The organism is Sphaerobacter thermophilus DSM 20745 (assembly GCF_000024985.1).
In the GTDB taxonomy this organism is placed as follows: Bacteria; Chloroflexota; Chloroflexia; order Thermomicrobiales; family Thermomicrobiaceae; genus Sphaerobacter; species Sphaerobacter thermophilus.
Window position 1 is genome coordinate 2,109,626 of the sequence record NC_013523.1, and the last position, 17,839, is coordinate 2,127,464.

At 67.5% G+C, this 17,839-nt stretch carries 17 protein-coding genes; 15 read left to right on the forward strand and 2 right to left on the reverse strand.

The window, feature by feature from the left end; translation table 11 throughout:
* Window positions 1-21: 21 nt before the first annotated feature.
* Window positions 22-1,977 carry a hypothetical protein gene (locus tag STHE_RS09630; RefSeq protein ID WP_012872385.1) on the reverse strand — a complete coding sequence of 652 codons (1,956 nt, stop codon included), beginning with the start codon at window positions 1,975-1,977 and terminating at the stop codon, window positions 22-24.
* Window positions 1,978-2,462: 485 nt separating this feature from the next.
* Between STHE_RS09630 and STHE_RS09635 the strand changes: the two genes are divergently transcribed.
* From STHE_RS09635 to STHE_RS09680, 10 genes are all read left to right on the forward strand, one after another.
* Complete coding sequence (locus STHE_RS09635) at window positions 2,463-3,356, forward strand: MqnA/MqnD/SBP family protein (protein WP_012872386.1); 894 nt, start codon at window positions 2,463-2,465, stop codon at window positions 3,354-3,356.
* A 115-nt stretch (window positions 3,357-3,471) separates the two neighbouring features.
* Window positions 3,472-4,248, forward strand: a complete 777-nt coding sequence (locus STHE_RS09640; protein WP_012872387.1) for a phosphatase PAP2 family protein — start codon at window positions 3,472-3,474, stop codon at window positions 4,246-4,248.
* Between the two features lie 196 nt (window positions 4,249-4,444).
* Window positions 4,445-5,167 (forward strand): DUF2182 domain-containing protein, encoded by a 723-nt coding sequence (locus STHE_RS09645; protein ID WP_012872388.1) that lies wholly within the window; start codon window positions 4,445-4,447, stop codon window positions 5,165-5,167.
* 280 nt (window positions 5,168-5,447) lie between these two features.
* A complete protein-coding gene (locus tag STHE_RS09650) occupies window positions 5,448-5,627 on the forward strand; it encodes a hypothetical protein (RefSeq protein WP_012872389.1) in 180 nt (59 codons plus the stop codon).
* A gap of 190 nt (window positions 5,628-5,817) precedes the next feature.
* Window positions 5,818-6,027, forward strand: a complete 210-nt coding sequence (locus STHE_RS09655) for a hypothetical protein (protein WP_012872390.1) — start codon at window positions 5,818-5,820, stop codon at window positions 6,025-6,027.
* Between the two features lie 626 nt (window positions 6,028-6,653).
* Window positions 6,654-7,853, forward strand: a complete 1,200-nt coding sequence (locus STHE_RS19005; RefSeq protein ID WP_012872391.1) for a DUF8173 domain-containing protein — start codon at window positions 6,654-6,656, stop codon at window positions 7,851-7,853.
* A gap of 131 nt (window positions 7,854-7,984) precedes the next feature.
* A complete protein-coding gene (locus STHE_RS19010; RefSeq protein ID WP_012872392.1) occupies window positions 7,985-8,929 on the forward strand; it encodes an N-acetylmuramoyl-L-alanine amidase family protein in 945 nt (314 codons plus the stop codon).
* 549 nt (window positions 8,930-9,478) lie between these two features.
* The gene (locus STHE_RS09670; RefSeq protein WP_012872393.1) at window positions 9,479-11,206 is read left to right on the forward strand and encodes an ABC transporter substrate-binding protein; all 1,728 of its coding nucleotides are present in this window, start codon (window positions 9,479-9,481) and stop codon (window positions 11,204-11,206) included.
* Window positions 11,207-11,269: 63 nt separating this feature from the next.
* A complete protein-coding gene (locus tag STHE_RS09675) occupies window positions 11,270-12,211 on the forward strand; it encodes an ABC transporter permease (protein ID WP_012872394.1) in 942 nt (313 codons plus the stop codon).
* Entirely contained in the window at window positions 12,212-13,174 is a 963-nt protein-coding gene (locus STHE_RS09680) for an ABC transporter permease (protein WP_012872395.1), read from the forward strand.
* Here STHE_RS09680 and STHE_RS09685 read toward each other — a convergent pair.
* Window positions 13,171-13,764 carry a 3'-5' exonuclease gene (locus tag STHE_RS09685; RefSeq protein WP_012872396.1) on the reverse strand — a complete coding sequence of 198 codons (594 nt, stop codon included), beginning with the start codon at window positions 13,762-13,764 and terminating at the stop codon, window positions 13,171-13,173. The genes STHE_RS09680 and STHE_RS09685 overlap by 4 nt on opposite strands.
* 140 nt (window positions 13,765-13,904) lie before the next feature.
* Between STHE_RS09685 and folB the strand changes: the two genes are divergently transcribed.
* The 5 genes from folB to STHE_RS09710 all read left to right on the forward strand — a co-directional run bounded on the left by folB (window position 13,905) and on the right by STHE_RS09710 (window position 17,577).
* Window positions 13,905-14,282: a dihydroneopterin aldolase gene (gene folB, locus STHE_RS09690; protein WP_012872397.1), complete on the forward strand. Its 378-nt coding sequence runs from the start codon at window positions 13,905-13,907 to the stop codon at window positions 14,280-14,282.
* Window positions 14,283-14,292: 10 nt separating this feature from the next.
* Window positions 14,293-14,844 carry a GTP cyclohydrolase I FolE gene (gene folE, locus STHE_RS09695; protein WP_012872398.1) on the forward strand — a complete coding sequence of 184 codons (552 nt, stop codon included), beginning with the start codon at window positions 14,293-14,295 and terminating at the stop codon, window positions 14,842-14,844.
* A 119-nt stretch (window positions 14,845-14,963) separates the two neighbouring features.
* Window positions 14,964-15,800 (forward strand): dihydropteroate synthase, encoded by an 837-nt coding sequence (folP, locus tag STHE_RS09700; protein ID WP_012872399.1) that lies wholly within the window; start codon window positions 14,964-14,966, stop codon window positions 15,798-15,800.
* A complete protein-coding gene (folK, locus tag STHE_RS09705) occupies window positions 15,800-16,303 on the forward strand; it encodes a 2-amino-4-hydroxy-6-hydroxymethyldihydropteridine diphosphokinase (RefSeq protein ID WP_012872400.1) in 504 nt (167 codons plus the stop codon). The genes folP and folK overlap by 1 nt, the downstream gene beginning before the upstream one ends.
* A gap of 140 nt (window positions 16,304-16,443) precedes the next feature.
* The gene (locus STHE_RS09710; RefSeq protein WP_012872401.1) at window positions 16,444-17,577 is read left to right on the forward strand and encodes a DUF3500 domain-containing protein; all 1,134 of its coding nucleotides are present in this window, start codon (window positions 16,444-16,446) and stop codon (window positions 17,575-17,577) included.
* The last annotated feature ends 262 nt before the right edge of the window (window positions 17,578-17,839 follow it).

Genomic DNA, 17,839 nt, shown 5'->3' on the forward strand with positions numbered 1-17,839 from the left:
GTGGGCGTCCAGCGTCCCCGATCAGGCGACGCGGCTGTAGCGGTACCGGAGCTCATACCGGCTGTCCTGGTCGTCGCTGACGTACTCGCGGACCTCCACATACTCGAGTGGACGCTTCACGGGTGGGATCGACGTGTTCACATTGACGACGATGTCGTCCTCGGTGGTAAAGCTCGAGGAGCCAGGCGGCGGCGCGTCGGCGCTGGTCAGCCACGCCAGATCCGTGATCGACAGTCCGATAGTGTCGAAGATGATGGGATCGGCCGGCGCCCAGAGGGCGATGATCGCATCGACGCCGATTGTGATGCCGGCCGCAATCAGGACAGCAATCGCGCCAAGTTTCCCGAGCTTCGCGAGCGCGCCGCCTCCCCCAAGCGCCACGATTGCCGCACCGATATAGGCCGCCTGCTCCTTAATGAGGTCCCAGAAGTACTCCGTCCAGTCCGTTATCTCCTGATCGTAGGCGCGCTGGCTGTCGATCTCATGGCCCAGCACAGCCATCACCATCGCCAGGATGGGCTGATCGTGCTGGAACACAACGCGGGCAATGTCACGGGTGGTACCCGTGTCGAACTCCACGCCCCGCAGATCTTTGAACGCCTGCTCCTGCATCGGTTCGATCGGCTGGAACATCAGGTCCATCGGGAACGCCATCGTCCGCAGCCCGACCTCGTCCGACCCCAGCCACTCCGGCGACGTTTCTTTCCGCGCGGAGATCGCCTCGATCACGATCTGGTAGCGCGACGTGGGCGCCGGGATCACGTTGATGAACTCAACGTTGGAGACGAGCTCCGCGCCGAAGACGTCGATACCGGTGATATTCGGCAGGACGACCTGGATACTGTAGCGCCCTGGACTGAGATCGTTCGGCACCTGGAACGTGAGGCGGTCCTGCACGCGGCAGTCGTTGATCAGGACGGTCTGGCCGTTGACCACCTCGGTCACGGGCGTATCCACATCACCCCAGACGTGCGCCTCCACCTCGCGCACGGTTTCTCCCGTTTGCGGGTTGGAGAACCGGACCTTGGCGTCCACGCTGAAGTAGTTCACTCCTTGCAGCACGACACCATCGCCCTGCGCAACGTCCAGTACCCGGGCGCAAACCCCTCCCGAAAGCGTGTGACCCGGGCAATCGGTGGTCCGCACCTGACACACCACCTGCGGCTCGCCATCGACGATCTTGAGCTCACAATCGTGCTGGAACTCGTCGGGCAGGTAGTCGCCGGGGTTGAGCGGCGGGTAGAAGTTGGCGGTTCGTAGGTCGTTGATGGCGCAGATGCGCACCTGTGAGAAGAAGTCCTCCCCCTGCGGTTCGTAGATGCGGATGCGTCCGGGACGTTCCTCCTCTGCGGCCTTCGGGTCGTCGAAGACCTGGATCCCGATCCGCTGCTTGATCTCCTCAGCCAGCGCCGCCGTCAACGTCGCCTCGTCGAGCGGCTGATCCGGATCCAGATCGAGTGACGATGCAAACAGGCGCTGGCGCTGGCGCGGAGGCACGGTGTCGAAGGCCGCGACCGCGCAGGACAAGAAGTCACGCGGCATCTGGCCGAGGGTGGCGAACGCCGCGGCTTCCAGCGGGTTGGCCGCTGGCTTCCCGAGGAGGAAGCGGCGCATCAAATGCACGGTCCCCGCTGCCAACGCGCTCGGCACCTTTACCCGCTCGGCGAGGCGGGCGAGCTTGTAGTCGCGGTCAAGTTTGTGCTTCGCACCGGGGACCACCGGGAGGCAGGCGCCCACCGGGGGGTAGCACGGCTGGCTCTCCGGCGGCGCGGCCGGGCCGCCTCCGCCCGGCGCCGCGCACGAGCAGTTGTAGATGTGCACATCTCTGGCAGAGTCGATCCGGATATCGACGTTGCAGCAGTCGCGCCGTCCGACGCTTTCCTTCGGATCCTTCGGGTCCTTGGGGTTCTTCGCAGGTGTGCCGCCGCGGCTGATTGAGTTGCCACCGGTTTCCTCGGTCGATCGCGCGGTCGTCATTGTGGCCCTCCCCTGTGCTCGCACGAACGCCTGGCACCTCTCATCAAGGCGCCCTTGTGGCTATCCAACAACCGGGAGCCGGCACGGCACGATGCCGGCGCTCTGGACGGGGTATCGTTACCGGGGCGGAGTCGCCCTCCACGGTGCGGCAGACGATAGAATCAGAAAGCTGTCAGCCACCGCTCGGGCGCTCTCCTGGAACGCGGGGAGACCTCGCCGGCTCGATTGCAGCGTGGTCCTGGATGCGGAAGGAGATACGATCGCGCGGGACCAACCCCTTCGATTCATCCACGCCGCGGCACTGTATCGGGATCATTCCCGACCCTGTGACAACGCCGCGATAGTTGAACTGACGGATGAACGAGTACCGTTGAAACGTCGCTGATCGCGTCCACCAGAACGATTTTCGTGTGGATCCTGGAACATACTAGCGACTTCATTGCATTAAGTCAAGCCCTTAGAGCAGTGGACATTACGAGTCGGGCATGAGCGAGGCGTCCGAACTCTGGTATACCCCTTGCATCGAACCGCGGCGCGCCCGGTCGCCCGCGGCATGGAGCACGACGGAGGATAAGAACATCGTGGGACTCTGCCTGATCGACCATAGCCTGACGACCGCGGCCATCACCTACCCCATCGAGCGCGGCTGGGTCGAGCCGCCGGAAGGCATCGAACTGGTACCCGGACTGACCGCCGAGATGGTCGCCGAGCGAGGCGCCTGTGCGCTCCTGGGCAGCATCGACGCCGTCTACCTGGCCGACCGCTACGCCGTCGTCACCGACGTGGCGCTCGTCTCCCACCACAACGGCCCCATCATCATCTGGACACCCGGCCGGCCGGACGAGATCGACCACGCGGTGGTCGCGCTCGACGACGTCAGCCGCACCGCAGAAGCGGTCGCCCGAGCCACCCTCACACACTTCTACGGCTTTCAGGTTACCGGCTGGGACCGCACCACCGACGAGCGCGATGCCGCCGTGCGCGAGGGTGCCGCGGCGTTCCGGCCCTCCGCGGACGGGCATGTCGGTGATCTCGTGCGGGCCTGGTTCATCCTGAGCGGCTTCCCATTGCCGACGCATCTGCTCATGGCGCCCCGGGAGCTCGTGGAACGTGACCCGGACACCGTGCGCGCTGTGGTGGAGCAACTCCAGCAACTCCTCAGCATCACCAACGAACGGCGGCGTGAGCTGCGCCGCAACCTTGCCGAGGACCTCGGGCTGGACCGCGAGCGGCTGGTCGCCTTCCAGAACGACCAGACCTTCACCGCCAGCAAGACGGTGCGCAAGGCCTGGCTCGACCTGGTGCGCCGCACCGCTCGCGCGATGCAGCTTCCGGCGATAGAGGAGCCGGTCGTCTTCACCGCTCGCGAGCGGAGCTGACGCTCGCCGCCATCGCCCCCTCGGAGCCGAAGCCGGGCACGGGACTGGCGGAAGGTCCGTCCGGGCGCGGGGCGGGTGACCCAACCCGGATAGCGAGCGAGGAGGTGCCAACGGGATGCAATGGAGCCTGCCGGCCGACCGACGGCGGCGCGTGGTTCAGTGGGTCGGCTTCGGCGTGTGTGAGGTCGCGCTGGTGCTGGCGCTCTTCTGGGTCCACGAGGTCCTGCGCGGCCTCGCCATGGGCACCCCGGAGGCGGCGACTGCAAACGCCGAGCTGGTCATCGCCGTCGAGCGGTCTGTCGGGCTCTTCTGGGAGGCACACGTCCAGGCCTGGGTGCTGGAACATCCCCGCCTGGTCGACATCTTCAACTGGATCTACATCTACGTGCACCTCCCGGCGACCCTGCTCTTCGGCCTCGGCGTCCTCTGCCTGCGTCCCCACCGGTTCGTCGAGACGCGCAACATCTACCTGACGCTGCTCGTCGTCGCCATCCCGGTCTACCGGCTCTTTCCGCTCGCGCCGCCGCGCTACTTCCCGGAGCTCGGCTTCGTCGACACCGTCAAGCTCTTCACCAGCACGAACTACGACGCACACGCCGACACGCTCCTCTACAACCCCTTCGCGGCCATGCCGAGCATGCACGTCGCCTTCGCCCTCTTCGTGGCCCTCGGGGTAATCCGGCTCAGCCGCAGCCGGCTGCGCTGGGCAGCGCTCGGCTACTGGGTGCTCGTCAACATCGTCGTGGTCGGCACCGGCAACCACTACATCGTCGACGGGATCGCCGGGTCACTGCTGACCCTCGCCGCCTACGCGCTCGTCCCCCGCGTCAGCGCTCGGCTCCCCCGCCCCAGCTACCTCCCCTGGACGGGCATCAAGGTGGACAGCTGGTGAACCCGCGCTCTTGGGTCACCCCTAATGCGCACTTACACTCATCGACCACCCAGACCGTTGGGGGTAAGGCGCGTCCGGAACCGGGCAGCAGCCGCTGCCTAACGCTTCTGTAATCTCCGTAGACGACCGGGAAGCCGCTCGCTATGCTGCGTGGGCGATCATCGCTTTCGCTCAGCTCCACCGGCGGGTATCTCGCATGCAGCTACGCGCCACCATCGCCCGTCCCGCCTTCGTCGCTGAAGCGCTTGCCGTGCTGGCGTGGCTCCTCTTCCTGGGTGCCATCCTGACCGGCCGCGACCGGGTACTCTCGCATGACGCGCTGCTCGAAGGCAGCACCGCGCCCTTCTGGCTGACCCTGCTCGCCTTCCTCGCTGCCTGGCAACTGATGACCGGGGCGATGATGCTCCCCTCCAGCCTCCCGATGATGCGGCTCTTCGCCCGGACCAGCCGGGGACAGGCACACCCCAGCCTGGTGCTGGGTATCTTCCTGGCGGCCTACTTCGCCGTCTGGACCGGCTTCGCCGCGGTCGTGCTCGGCGCCGACGCCGGGCTCCACTGGCTCATCGACCGCTGGGACTGGCTCGCCGCGCGGCCCTGGCTCATCTCCGGCTCGGTCCTCCTCGTCGCCGGGGCGTTCCAGTTCAGCTCCCTGAAGGAACACTGCTTGCACGAGTGCCGCACCCCGTTCACGTTCCTGCGGCAGCACTACCAGCGCGGCCTCGGCCCGGCCTGGACGCTCGGCGTCCGGCACGGGCTCTCCTGCCTTGGGTGCTGCTGGGCGCTGATGCTGGTGATGTTCGCCGTCGGCGTCGGAAACATCGTGTGGATGGTCGGCCTGACCGGCATCATGGTCGCGGAGAAGACGACCCGCTGGGGCCGGCGCCTCGTACCGGTGGTCGGGATTACCCTCCTCGTCTGAGGCCTCGTGGTCGTACTGCGGCCCGCCTGGGGACTCCTCTTCCTGCCCTGACCCGAAGCCACATCCACGCGCGATCACTCGCCCCATCGCCACATGCAACAGCGAGCGATCGGCTGGCCGTCCCACCCGGCCGGACAGGGACGGGCATGACCGGTTGGACAGGGGGCAACCCGGACTCCTGGCGCCGACCACGTATTGCACATATCACCATATGGTGATAGACTAATATCAGTGGACGGCACTGAGTTCGCCGCCCCTCGTACCACGGAGGTGATCAACAATGTCTCGCTTGACCCGTCTGGTTCAGATCCTGGCCCCGCGCAGTGGGCGCGATGAGGGGTTCGAGAGCTACTACGGCTCGATCCTGCTGACCAGGCAGGACGGTACCCCGAGCGCTGAGGAGGCGCGGCGCGACTTCGAGCCGGTCCGCCGCATCATGGATCGCGCGGTGATCTTCTAGTCACCGGGCGACCTAGCTCTAGATCGCCATTTCCCCTCCGCGCTCACGCGCGGGCAACACCGGGGCCGGTCCGCCCATCGCGGCCGGCCCCGTTCTCTTGCTCGGCTCCCACACAGCCCCGATAATCGACCCAACGACCCACACCGCACACCGCCGCCGCGCGCGGCACCGCTGAAGGGAGTGCCGAGCGATGACCACCGAACACACCCGGCCGACCCTCACGACGCTGGCCGAGACGATCCGGCAGGACCTGTCCGCCGCGGATCTCGGGCTGACCGAACAAGCCTTCACCCGCTTGAGCGAGAACATCGCGCGGGCCATCCTCCTCGCCATCGAGGCCCACACGGCCGAGAGCCACCGCCCCGAGCCCGAGTACGGCGAACTCGAGCGCAACGGCTGATCCCCGGCCTCTGAGCCGAGATCGTCTTGCGCTCTCCTCCCGGTGCGCTGCCCTGCCCCCGGGGAGCGCCACCACCCTGCGGCGCCACGCCTCGAGGTCACAACCGCGACCACGATGCACCACGATGGCCAGGCACGCGCGTGCTCAGGGAATCAGGCGAGTTCGTCGAAAGCACACGGTCGACACGGGCCCGGGGGTAAACCCCAGGGCACAAGCCACGGTGTCGCGCCTCCTCACCACACCGGATGTACTCACTGCCTCGTCCCAGTCGGCTTCAGCCGGCTTCGCCTTGTCAGCCCGGGGGTTTACCCCCGGGCACTCACCGGGCGACGGCATGGTTGGGCCACGTGTGGTATCCCGGCGGCGCGCCATACCAACGCGGCGGCTCTTGCCGCCGCACTCCACATTGATTCCCAGCCCGCCCTCGCGGGCTTTCGTTGTGGGCCCGGCGGATTCGTTCCCGGGCATGTGCCACCGCCGGAAACCCGATCTCATACAGGCCGACGCGCCAGCCCCCCGCTCCCCAGCCAGCCGTCCTCAGTTCCTGGCCGGCCCGACCAGGCGCCGCAGCGGAGAAACAACGGCACGCTTCCTGCCACGCGTGCGGCGAGGAAAGGATCGTTCCGATGCGCATCCGATCGCTTCAGGTCTTCGTGATTACGCTTGCGGTCGCGGCGGCGCTGCTCTTGCCGGTGGCCGGTGGGACAGGTGACGCGCTGGCGGCTGAGTTCCGCTCCGGCTCCAGCCCCTCGATCGGCTCCGAGGAGCGGATCGATGACGACCTCTACATCAGTGGTGGCATGATCCGCATCGACGGGCAGGTCACGGGCGACCTCGTGGCGACGGGCGGGACCGTCACCGCTGCCGGGCCGGTAGACGGCAACGTCAACATCGCCTCGGGCAATGTCACGGTCAGCGGGCCCGTCGGGGGCACCGTGCGGGTCGCCGCGGGGACGATCACGATCGACGGCGAGGTCGCACGGGATGTCGTGGTCGCCGGCGGCACCGTCCGCATCACCTCGAATGCACGTGTGGGTCAGGACCTCGTCGTCGCGGGCGGCACGGTGACGGTCGACGGTCCGGTAGGCCGCGACGTGCGCGGTGGCGGCGGCGATTTTCGCCTCAACAGCACCGTGGGTGGAGATGTCCGTTTGGACCTCGACGGCCGCCTGACGCTCGCGGAGAACGCCAGCATCGAGGGCGACCTGATCTACGAAGCTCCCGGCGCGGCCAACATCGCCGAGGGTGCGACCGTGGCGGGGACCACCACCCGCGAGCAGCCGGCCGGGCAGAGCACCGGGGCGCGCGTGGCTAGCTGGATTATCTCCACGTTGCTCCGGTTGGCGTGGGCGCTGCTGGTCGGCACCGCGATCGTCCTGCTCATCCCGCGCACCACCCGGATCGTGACCGACACGCTGCGTGAGCGTCCCGTCGTCAGCCTGGGATGGGGCGTCGCCCTCCTCATCGCCGTGCCGCTCCTGGCGGTCGTGCTCGCGGTCACCATCGTGGGTGTGCCGCTCGCGCTGATCGCCCTCGGCCTGCTCCTCCTGGCGGCCTACCTGAGTCAGATCGTGGTGGGCATCACGATCGGCCGCCTGCTCCTGCGCCGGCCGACGACGCGCACGGGACTCTGGGCCGCGATGCTCGTCGGGGTCACGATTGTCGTCCTGATCCGTCTGCTCCCCATTCCCTACGGCTGGACCACCTGGGTCAGCCTGCTCATCGCCGTCCTCGCGATCGGCGCGATCTGGACCGAGCTGACGGGCTGGGGCCGCTATGCCAGGGTGCCCGAACGCGCAGCCACTGCGCCGCCGCCCCCGGCCTAGGGCACACGCCGCCACAGTCCCGGCAGCATTCGTGCGACAACCTTGGCCGCTCGCCCTGCCATACTGGTCGACGCCGCCGCGATGCATACTCGGGGCGTGCCTGGCCGTGCTGGACAGGGAGCGGACGCACGATGGACCGTCGCCGGATTGACAGCCGACTGGGGCCCCGCCGCGGGCTGCCCCCGGTCCTGCTTTCCCTGCTCGCGCTCGTCATCCTGATTGTGAGCTGCGTGCCGCACCGGTTCGGGGGGAACCAGGCCGCAGCCGAACGCTCCACCGCGACGGGTCAGCCCTCGCCACCAGGAGCAGCGACCGCCGAAACCACCCCGGACCCCGCGTCCCCTGCAGCGACACCCTCCCGCACCCGGGTCGTCTACCTGGACCCCGGGCACGGTGGGCCAGACACGGGGACCGGCGGGACGACCCTCGACGGAACCTGGGTCCAGGAGAAGGACGTGACGCTCGCCATCGCGCTGCGGACGGCCGAGCGGCTCCGCGCGGCGGGGATTGAGGTGGTCCTCTCGCGCACCAGCGACGAGTTGCCCGGTCTGGAGCCGCAGGATGTCCAGCCGGACGGCGAGGGGTTGACGGCCGAGGGTGTGCTCCGCGACCTGCAGCGGCGGATCGACCATGCCAACGCCAGCGGCGCCAACCTCCTGCTCAGCATCCACTTGAACGGCCACGTCGACCCCGCGGCCACCGGCACCGAGACCTACTACGACTCAACACGGCCGTTCAGTGACGAGAGCCGCCGCCTCGCCGAGTTGATCCAGCGCCACGTCGTGGAGGGGCTGCGCGAGGCGGGCTACGATGCGGTGGACCGCGGGGTGTTCGACCAGACCGAACTCGAGGCGCCCGGGCTGGGAGTGCTGCCCGACTACCCACATCTGGTGATGCTCGGCCCGGCCGTACCCGGCAGGTTGCGCCCCAGCGCGATGCCCGGCGTGCTGAACGAGGTCCTCTTCCTCTCGAACCCGACCGAGGCCTCGCTCGCCCAGCAGCCGGAGATCCAGGACCGCATCGCCCAGGCCTACACCGACGCCATCCTCGAGTTCCTCGCAGCCGTCAAGTCCTAACCGCACACCACATAGATCCTGATCTGGGTGCTCGGTCGCGCGCTCGACGTGTACGCGTGCTTCTGCCGGTTTACGCGCTTCACATGAAGAGCAACGTCGGATTGAGACAAGACCAGGTGCGAAAGACGACTGAGTTGTTGACCGGAACGCGTAGGTGTGGTCTAAGCGTCGGAGATTGTGGGGGAGAACGCCGGTTCCGATCAACGCGAAGCTACACTCTCATATAGCGAGCACATTGCGCACTCTTGCGGTACCCTTTCAGGCTACCCCCCGAAGGAAACACCGCGCATGCGGTGCATGAGCGACCGTTTAGCCACACCGGAATAGAGCCGAGCGACGCGATCTGTTCTGCCAGTTCGCCGCCAGGGCGTTGCCGTCGGGCGGGGAGGCAGAGCGGTCCTGAACGTTGACCGTGTGCCCAACGAAGGGCAACACACCCGCTGAGACAGCGTGTGATGGGTTTGGAGCCGCGGTGACGAGGCGCACTGTCAGATGTGCAGTCGAGGACAGGGCAGCCAGAGCCGCAGATAGAGGAGGTTTGGGGCATCAATGGAGAACGGCTACCAGGGGGACCGTCTCGACGTCCTGACGCGCCGGCTGAGTCGGCGACACTTGATCCTGACAGGAATCGGCACAGCGGGCGCGGCGCTGCTCCAGGCATGCGGTGGTCAGGAGCCGATCCCGCAGAACACCCCCACCTCCTCTGGGGACTCGGGAAGTCAAGGTGGGGCCGGGAGCACGCCGGAGGGTACCGAAGACACGGAGTCCGGATCGGGCACCACGGAGGAAGTCACCCACCAGCGCGGCGGCATCATCAAGGTTGCCATGATCGGTGAGCCGCCGTCGGTCGCCGACGCGATGTTCACGACGACCACGGTGACGTCGGACATCACGCGCCACATCTTCGAGGGGCTCTTCGCCCAGGACTCCGAGTTCAACCCACGGCCGATGCTCGTCGATCGATACGAGATCAGTGACGACGGGCTCCTCTACACGTTCACGCTCCGGAGCGGCATCAAGTTCCATGACGGGTCAGAGCTGACTGCGGAGGATGTGGTCGCCTCGCTCGAGCGGTGGGGCGTGATGACCGGTCGCGGCAAGATCGTGTACTCGCGGCTCGCCGAAGAAGGGGTGCAGGCCACCGATCCGCTGACCGTGACGATGACGTTCGCGCAACCGACCGGTATCCTCCTCGATTTCCTGGCGTTGCACGAAGCGTTCATCATGCCCGCCGCCATCGCTCGCGAGGTGGGCACAGAGAAGCTGCCCGACGAGAAGACGATCGGCACCGGCCCCTTCTTGCTCAAAGAGCATCAGGTCGATCGCCTCATCCGCCTCGTGCGCTTCGAGGACTATCAACCACGGACCGAGGATCCGGACGGCCACAGCGGTCGCAAGGAGGTCTACATCGACGAGCTGCACATCATCCCGGTTCCTGATGTCACCGTGGCGACCAACGGGCTGATCACCGGCGAGTTCCACTTCGCCCGCGACGTCGACCCTGACCAGTTCGAGCTGCTCCAGAGCGACCCAAATGTCGTCCCCATCATCGACAAGCCGGGCATGTGGATCTGCGTGAACTTCAACAAGAAGCAGGGTCCCATGACCGACAAGCGCCTGCGCCAGGTCGTCGCGATGGCGTTCGACCGGCAGCAGGCCCTGATCGCCGCCTTCGGCAACATCGAACTGACGCGCCTGGACCCGGGGATCGCGATGCAGGAGACCGCCTGGCATACCGATGTCGGCGACGAGGTCTACCGCAACGTCGACCCGGAAGCCGCGAAGGCATTGCTGGCGGAGACAGACTACAACGGCGAACCGCTCCGCTGGCTCACGACCAAGGAGTACCCATACCACTACAACACCGCCGCGTACATCAAGCAGGAGCTGGAGAAGATCGGCGTCAACGTCGAGTTGGTCGTCTCCGACTGGGCGACGGTGGTTCAGCGCCGCGCGCAGCCTGACTTGTGGGAACTGCTCGTCGTCGGCCTGCCGGGCTCCTGGCACCCGGCCACCCAGATCTTCAATGACAAGGAATGGCCGGGCTGGTGGGACGATCCCCGCAAGGATGAGATCCTCAGCCGGATGGTCGAGCTGGCAGACCCGGAGGAGCGGTACCAGACCATCGTGGAGTACCAGCAACTGATCTATGAGGAGCTGCCGTTCATCAAGATCGGTGACAGCCACACGCTCCAGGCGCGACGGGCAGAGATCCAGGGCTACGTCACCGGCAACGCCTGGTTCTTCTGGAATGTCAGCCTGAGCCAGGGCAGCTAGCACGCACGGCGCGGCCGATGGCGTCACGGCCCCGGCCGCGCCGCCTGCCCCGTGGGAGCCGAGATGCTTGCTTACGCGATTCGCCGCGTCTTCCTGGCCGTTCCGGTCATGCTGATCGTCGCCAGCGCTGTCTTCCTGCTGATGCACTTCGCGCCGGGGGATCCGGTCGGCGTGATGCTGGGGCCCGACGCCTCCGAAGAGCAGCGGCTGGCATTGCGGGAGAAGCTCGGCCTCGATGATCCCATCGTCGTCCAGTACGTCCGGTGGCTGAGTCATGTCCTGCGTGGGGACCTGGGACAGTCCTTGTTCCTCGACCAGCCGGTGACGACGGCGTTGGCGGAGCGTGCGCAGCCGACCATCATGCTCGGGATACTCTCCCTGATCGTCGCGATTGTCATCGGGCTGACGTCAGGCATCCTCGCGGCTCGGAGTCGTGGCTCCTGGCTCGATCTGTCACTGATGGGCGGCGCCATGATCGGGATCACCGTGCCGTCCTTCGTGCTCGGGCTGCTCCTCATTTTCTTCTTCGCGATCCAGCTTCGCTGGCTCCCAGTCGCCGGGTATCAGCCGCTCTCAGCCGGACTGTGGGAATCGTTGCGGTACCTGATCCTCCCGGCCATCACCCTTGGAGCAGGGCAGAGCGCCTTTCTCGGCCGGATGACCCGCTCGATGATGCTCGATGTGCTGGGACAGGACTATGTGCGGACCGCCCGCGCCAAGGGCCTGGCTGAGCAGACCGTGATCCTGCGGCACACACTGCGCAACGCCTTTGTCCCGCTGCTCACCATCATCGGGCTGATGACCGCCACCCTGATGAGTGGCGCCGTCATCACGGAGCAGATCTTCGACATCCCAGGGATGGGGCGCCTGCTCATCCAGGCAGTGGTGAGACGCGACTTCCCGCTCGTTCAGGGGGCAGTGCTGGTCATCGCCGCCGTCTATGTGCTGATCAACCTTCTGGTAGATCTCCTGGTCGGTTTCGTCGATCCACGGATCGAGCGTTAGGTGCGGAGAGAAGAGATCGTCGAACAGGGAAACCGCGAGCACACCCGTGCCACGTCTGTCGCGGGCGGGCGGATCCCGCGCGACGGGTCGTCGCGCGCTCTCCTGCCCCCGTCGCCACTCGAACGGCGGTGGTGGGCACAGCAGTGGTTCCTCCTCCGCCGGCACAAGCAGATTCTGATCGGAGGAGCGATCCTCCTCGTCATGATCTTGAGCGCGGTGCTCGCGGCGGTGATCACAACCAACAGCCCGACCTTGATCAACGGCTACGTGCGGCTACGAGCCCCGAATGAGTACTACTTCTTCGGGACCGACAACCAGGGCCGGGATGTCTATAGCCGCACCGTATACGGTGCACGCCTCTCGCTGCAGGTCGGGTTCCTCACCTCGGCGTTGACGATCGTGTGCGGGACACTCGTCGGCATGATCGCCGGGTACTACCGGCGCACCGAGGGCGTGATCATGCGCATCACCGACGGCATGATGGCGTTTCCGGGGATCATCCTCGCCATCGGCATCATGGCCGTCCGCGGCCCGAGCGTGTCGAACGTGGTCATCGCGCTGACCATCGTCTCAACGCCGCGCGTCGTCCGCCTGGTGCGCTCGGTGGTCATGGGCCTACGCGAGTCGCCGATGGTGGAGGCAGCCATCGCGACCGGGAACCCGAACAGTCGGGTGCTGTGGCGGCACATCTTACCGAACATCGTCTCGCCGCTGATCGTCCAGGCGAGTTTCGTCTTCGCTGAGGCGGTGCTGGCCGAAGCAGCGCTCTCCTTCCTGGGCGCGGGTGCTCCACCGGAGATCCCGTCCTGGGGCAACATGCTGGCTGACTCCAAGAACCTGCTCCGGCAAGCGCCCTGGACGATGTTCTTCCCAGGCGCTGCGCTGGCGTTGACCGTCTTCGCGCTGAACCTGCTCGGGGATGGCCTGCGCGACCTCCTCGACCCACGCCTCCGGCAGCGCTAACGTCGATGGCCAAGGCGTCCGCCCAGGCCTGCCATGGCGGCGACCACGCCCCGGCAGACCAGGGCGTCGCCCAGCGCCCGGTGCGTCGGCCGGGGTATGCCCAGCGCGGCCGCGGCGCGGTCCAGCCGGTGCCACCGGTACTTGCCGGTGACCGGATGACGTTCGCCGGCATACGCGGCGTAGCGCAGCATGGCACAGTGCCACTCGGCGGTGGGCGGCGGCAGGCAGTGCTGCTGGGCAGTCTGAGCGATGACCCGGCGATCGAACGCCGCGTTGTAGACCACCGCACGCGGGCGCTCGCGGAAGAGTCGCACCAGTTCGGCATGGACCTCCGGCCACCTGGGAGCACCGGCTACCATGCGGTCGGTGATACCGTGGATGGCCTGCACCTCGGGCGGGATCGGCCGCAGCGGGCGCACGAGTGTGTCGAGCAGCACCGTGCCCTGGGCGTCGACGACCGCGATCTCCACGATCTCCGCCTGGCCGTCGAGGCCGGTCGTCTCGGTATCGAGGAAGAGCACGTCGCGGCGGCGCAGCATCTCTGCCGCCCACGCCACCGCGGCTGCCCGGTCCGAGAGTCCCCCGTACACCCGTACCCCTCCCGCGCGTCGTTCCTAAGGGCTACCATACCGGCTGGCACTCCGGCAGGAAAGATACCGGAGCGAGGTGGGACGCGCGGTGGTACCATCGTGGCACCGGGGCGCCGCACGGGGCCGGACAGGAGCGGGATGTGACCGGAGACCAGATCATCGTCGAGGGCATGGTCTTCTACGGCTACCACGGGGTGCACCCGGAGGAGCGGAAGCTCGGCCAGCGCTTCGTCGTCGACCTGGAGATCACCTGTAACTTGCAACCCGCCGGCCGGAGCGACGCGCTCGACGACACCGTCAGCTACAGCGACCTGTACCGGATCACCCGCGAGGTGGTCGAGGGTGAGCCGCGCGCGTTGATCGAGGCGGTCGCCGAGTCGATCGCGAGCGAGATCCTCGCCGCGTTCCCCATGGTCACGGCAGTGACCGTGGCGGTCTGGAAGCCGGAGGCACCCATCAAGGGCACGCTCCGGCGGGCCGGCGTGCGTATCCACCGCACGCGGCAGGCGGAGGGCTGAGAGGGAGAGGATGGACCGGGAGCGCATCGCCGCCGCCGTCGCTGAGATCCTTCGTGCCATCGGGGAGGACCCCGACCGTCCCGACCTGCGCCGTACGCCGCGGCGCGTCGCCGACCTCTTCGCCGAGATGTTCGGCGGGCTGGCCATCGATCCACGCACCTACCTGGCGGGCGCGCTACCCGAGGAGCACGGCGAACTGGTTGTGATCCACGATGTCACCGTGCGCTCGATGTGCGAGCACCACCTCGTGCCGATGGTCGGCCTGGCACACGTGGCCTACCTACCGGCCGGCCGCATCGCCGGGTTCGACCGGATCGTCAAGGTGGTCGATGCCTACGCACGCCGTCCGCAGATCCAGGAACGCCTCACGCGGCAGGTGGCGGACACCATTGATGAGATGCTGTCACCGGCCGGGGTTGCGGTGCGCTTCGAGTTAGAGCACATGTGTATGACGATCCGGGGCTCGCGTCGCCCAGGCAGCCGCGTGGTCACGACGGCTTACCGCGGTGTCTTCCGCGACGACCCCGCCTGGCGCGCCGAGTTCCATGCAGCGTTGGAGTAGGATCTCATACGTCATGCGTCACCCGTCCCCCTCACCCCAACCCCTCTCGGACGAAGCCCCACCAGGGGAGAAGGGACCAGGGCGCATGACGTATGACGCATGACGAAAGGACCCCACCCGTGTCGACGACGCTCGCACCCCTGCGCACACCCACCTTCACCTGGGAGTGGGGCCGGCGGACTTACGTCATGGGCATCGTCAATGTGACGCCCGACTCGTTTAGCGGCGACGGCCTGGCCGGTCAACTCGACGCGGTCGTCGAGCGCGCCCGGGCTATGATCGCCGCGGGCGCTGACGTGATCGATGTCGGGGGAGAGTCGACCCGTCCGGGCTACACGCCGGTTCCGGCCGAGGAGGAACTGCGCCGCGTCATCCCGGCCATCGAGGCCCTGGCGGACGCGATCGACGTGCCGATCTCAATCGACACCTCCAAGGCAGTCGTTGCCGAGGCCGCTCTCAAGGCCGGTGCCCATATCGTGAACGACATCCGCGGGCTGAGCGCCGACCCCGAGATCGCCGCCGTCGCGGCCGCGGCCGGGGCACCCGTCGTCATCATGCACGACCTGAAGATCGAGACGGAGGATCGGCTGATCCCCGACATCGTGCGCGAACTCAGCCTGCGCATCGAGCGCGCGCTCGCCGCCGGCATCCCCTGGGAGCACATCATCATCGACCCCGGTTTCGGCTTTGGTAAGACGGCCGAGTTGAACCTGGTCCTCCTCCGGCGGCTGCGGGAGTTGACCGTGCTCGGCCGCCCCATCCTGGCCGGCACCTCGCGCAAGAGCACCATCGGCCGCGTGCTCGGGACCGACCCGGACGACCGGGTCGAGGGGACCGCCGCCACGGTGGCACTCGCCATCGCCAATGGGGCTGACATCGTCCGGGTGCACGACGTGCCGCAGATGGTCCGCGTGGCGCGCATGACCGACGCCGTCGTACGTGGATGGAGCGAGTGATGGCTCGGGCCTACTTCGGACTCGGCGCGAACCTGGGCGACCCTGCCGCGGCACTCCGCAGCGCGGTGGATGCGTTGCGCCAGCACGGCACGCTCGTCGCCGTCTCGTCGCTCTACGAGACCGCGCCCGTCGGCTACACCGACCAGCCGGCGTTCCTCAACGCCGTGATCGCTCTCGATACGGATGAGTCGCCGGAGGCGCTGCTGGCTGCCGCATTCGAAGCCGAGCGGGCACGGGGCCGGGTGCGCACCTTCCGCAACGCACCCCGAACCCTCGACGTCGACTTGCTGCTCTACGACGACCTGTGCCGCGATGATCCGGACCTGACGATCCCGCATCCCCGCCTGCACGAGCGCGCGTTCGTCCTCGTCCCGTTGTCGGAGATCGCCCCGGACATCTCTCACCCCCGCCTCGGCCGCTCCGTGCGCGACCTCCTCGCCGCGCTCGGCGACACCTCCGCCGATGTCCGCCTCGTCGCCGGCCCGGAGTGGGTGACGGAGTGATGCGGGCAGCGACGCACTCGTGCGTCTCGCCTCCATAACCGATGGTCCTGCATTCCCCTCCGGCCATTGTGGGGAATGACCCACCGGATACAATGGCCGCGGAGTGGTGCCACGACGAATACGCGGGAGAGGACAAAGCGATGGCGTGCTGGCACGACGCGATGCCGAGGGACGTGGGCAGCCCGGCAGCGACAGCCCAGCGCATGGGAGAGGCTGCAGCCAACTTCCTGGCGAGCCTCACCCCGGAGCAACGCGCGAAGGCGTCCTTCCCCTTCACCCACGATGAGGAACGAACCCGGTGGTTCTACACTCCGAACCCCAGGAATGGCCTCCCCCTCGCGGAGATGGAGCGCCACCAGCAACGGCTCGCTCATCAGCTCCTGGCCACCGGCCTGAGCCGCGCGGGCTATGTCACAGCCTCCACCATCATCGGGCTGGAAACGACGCTCGACCACCTGGAGGGCTGGCAACGACCCGGCCGGGGCCGGGACCCGCTGCTCTACTACGTCAGCATCTTCGGAGAGCCCACCGACCGCGGCGCCTGGGGCTGGCGCTTCGAGGGACATCACCTCTCACTGAACTACACCATCGTGGACGGACGCCTGGTCTCTCCGACGCCGACCTTCTTCGGCGCCAACCCGGCTGAGGCGCCCCTGGGCGGGACGGCCTCGCTGCGCCCGCTGGCCGCAGTGGAGGACCTGGCGCGCGAGCTGATCCACCTGCTCACCGAGGAACAACGCCACGAGGCAGTGATCTCCCCGATAGCCCCGCCCGACATCGTGCTCGGTAACCGACCCAGGGTCGTGGACGGTGCACTGCCCCTGCCGACGCCGGCCCTCTCGGGCCAGCCGTTGACGCCCGAACTCCAGGCCGCGACGGAGCAGGAATGGCGGGAGATGGGCCTGACCTCGCGCCATCTCGATGCCCTGCGCTACAGCAGCACCCCGCGGGGTCTGGCCGCCGGCCGCATGACCGCCGCCCAGCGCGAGGTCCTCGGCCTTCTCGTCCACGAGTACATCGGCCGCCTCCCGGAGGATGTCGCCGTGTTCGAACTGGCGGAACTCCGGCGCCTCGGGCTGGAGCGCATCCACTTCGCCTGGGCAGGGGAGATCGAGCCGCGCCGACCGCACTACTATCGACTGCAGGGCCCGCGCTTCGTGGTGGAGTACGACAACACGCAGAACGACGCCAACCACATCCACTCCGTCTGGCGCGACCCCGAGGACGACTTCGGCGCCCAACTCCTCGCCCGCCACTACGCCGACGCCCACTGACCCGGCCTCTCGCCTGTCCCCCGCTACTAAAGGCCCCTCTCCCAACGTTGGAAGAGGGGACGGGGGTGAGGGCTATTCTCACAGATTGGGTCAGGCGAGGACGCCAGCGCTCTTCGGCTGCGCAATGCGTGGTTGACGGTCTCTAACTATGGCAGGTGCCTCGAGAAGGGAGGCATGAAGGATCCCACGCCGTGGCACGTGCCCCGGGGCTAAAGCTGCCGGGCTCGCAATGAAAAGCCGGCTGAAGGCAGCATTGGAGCAA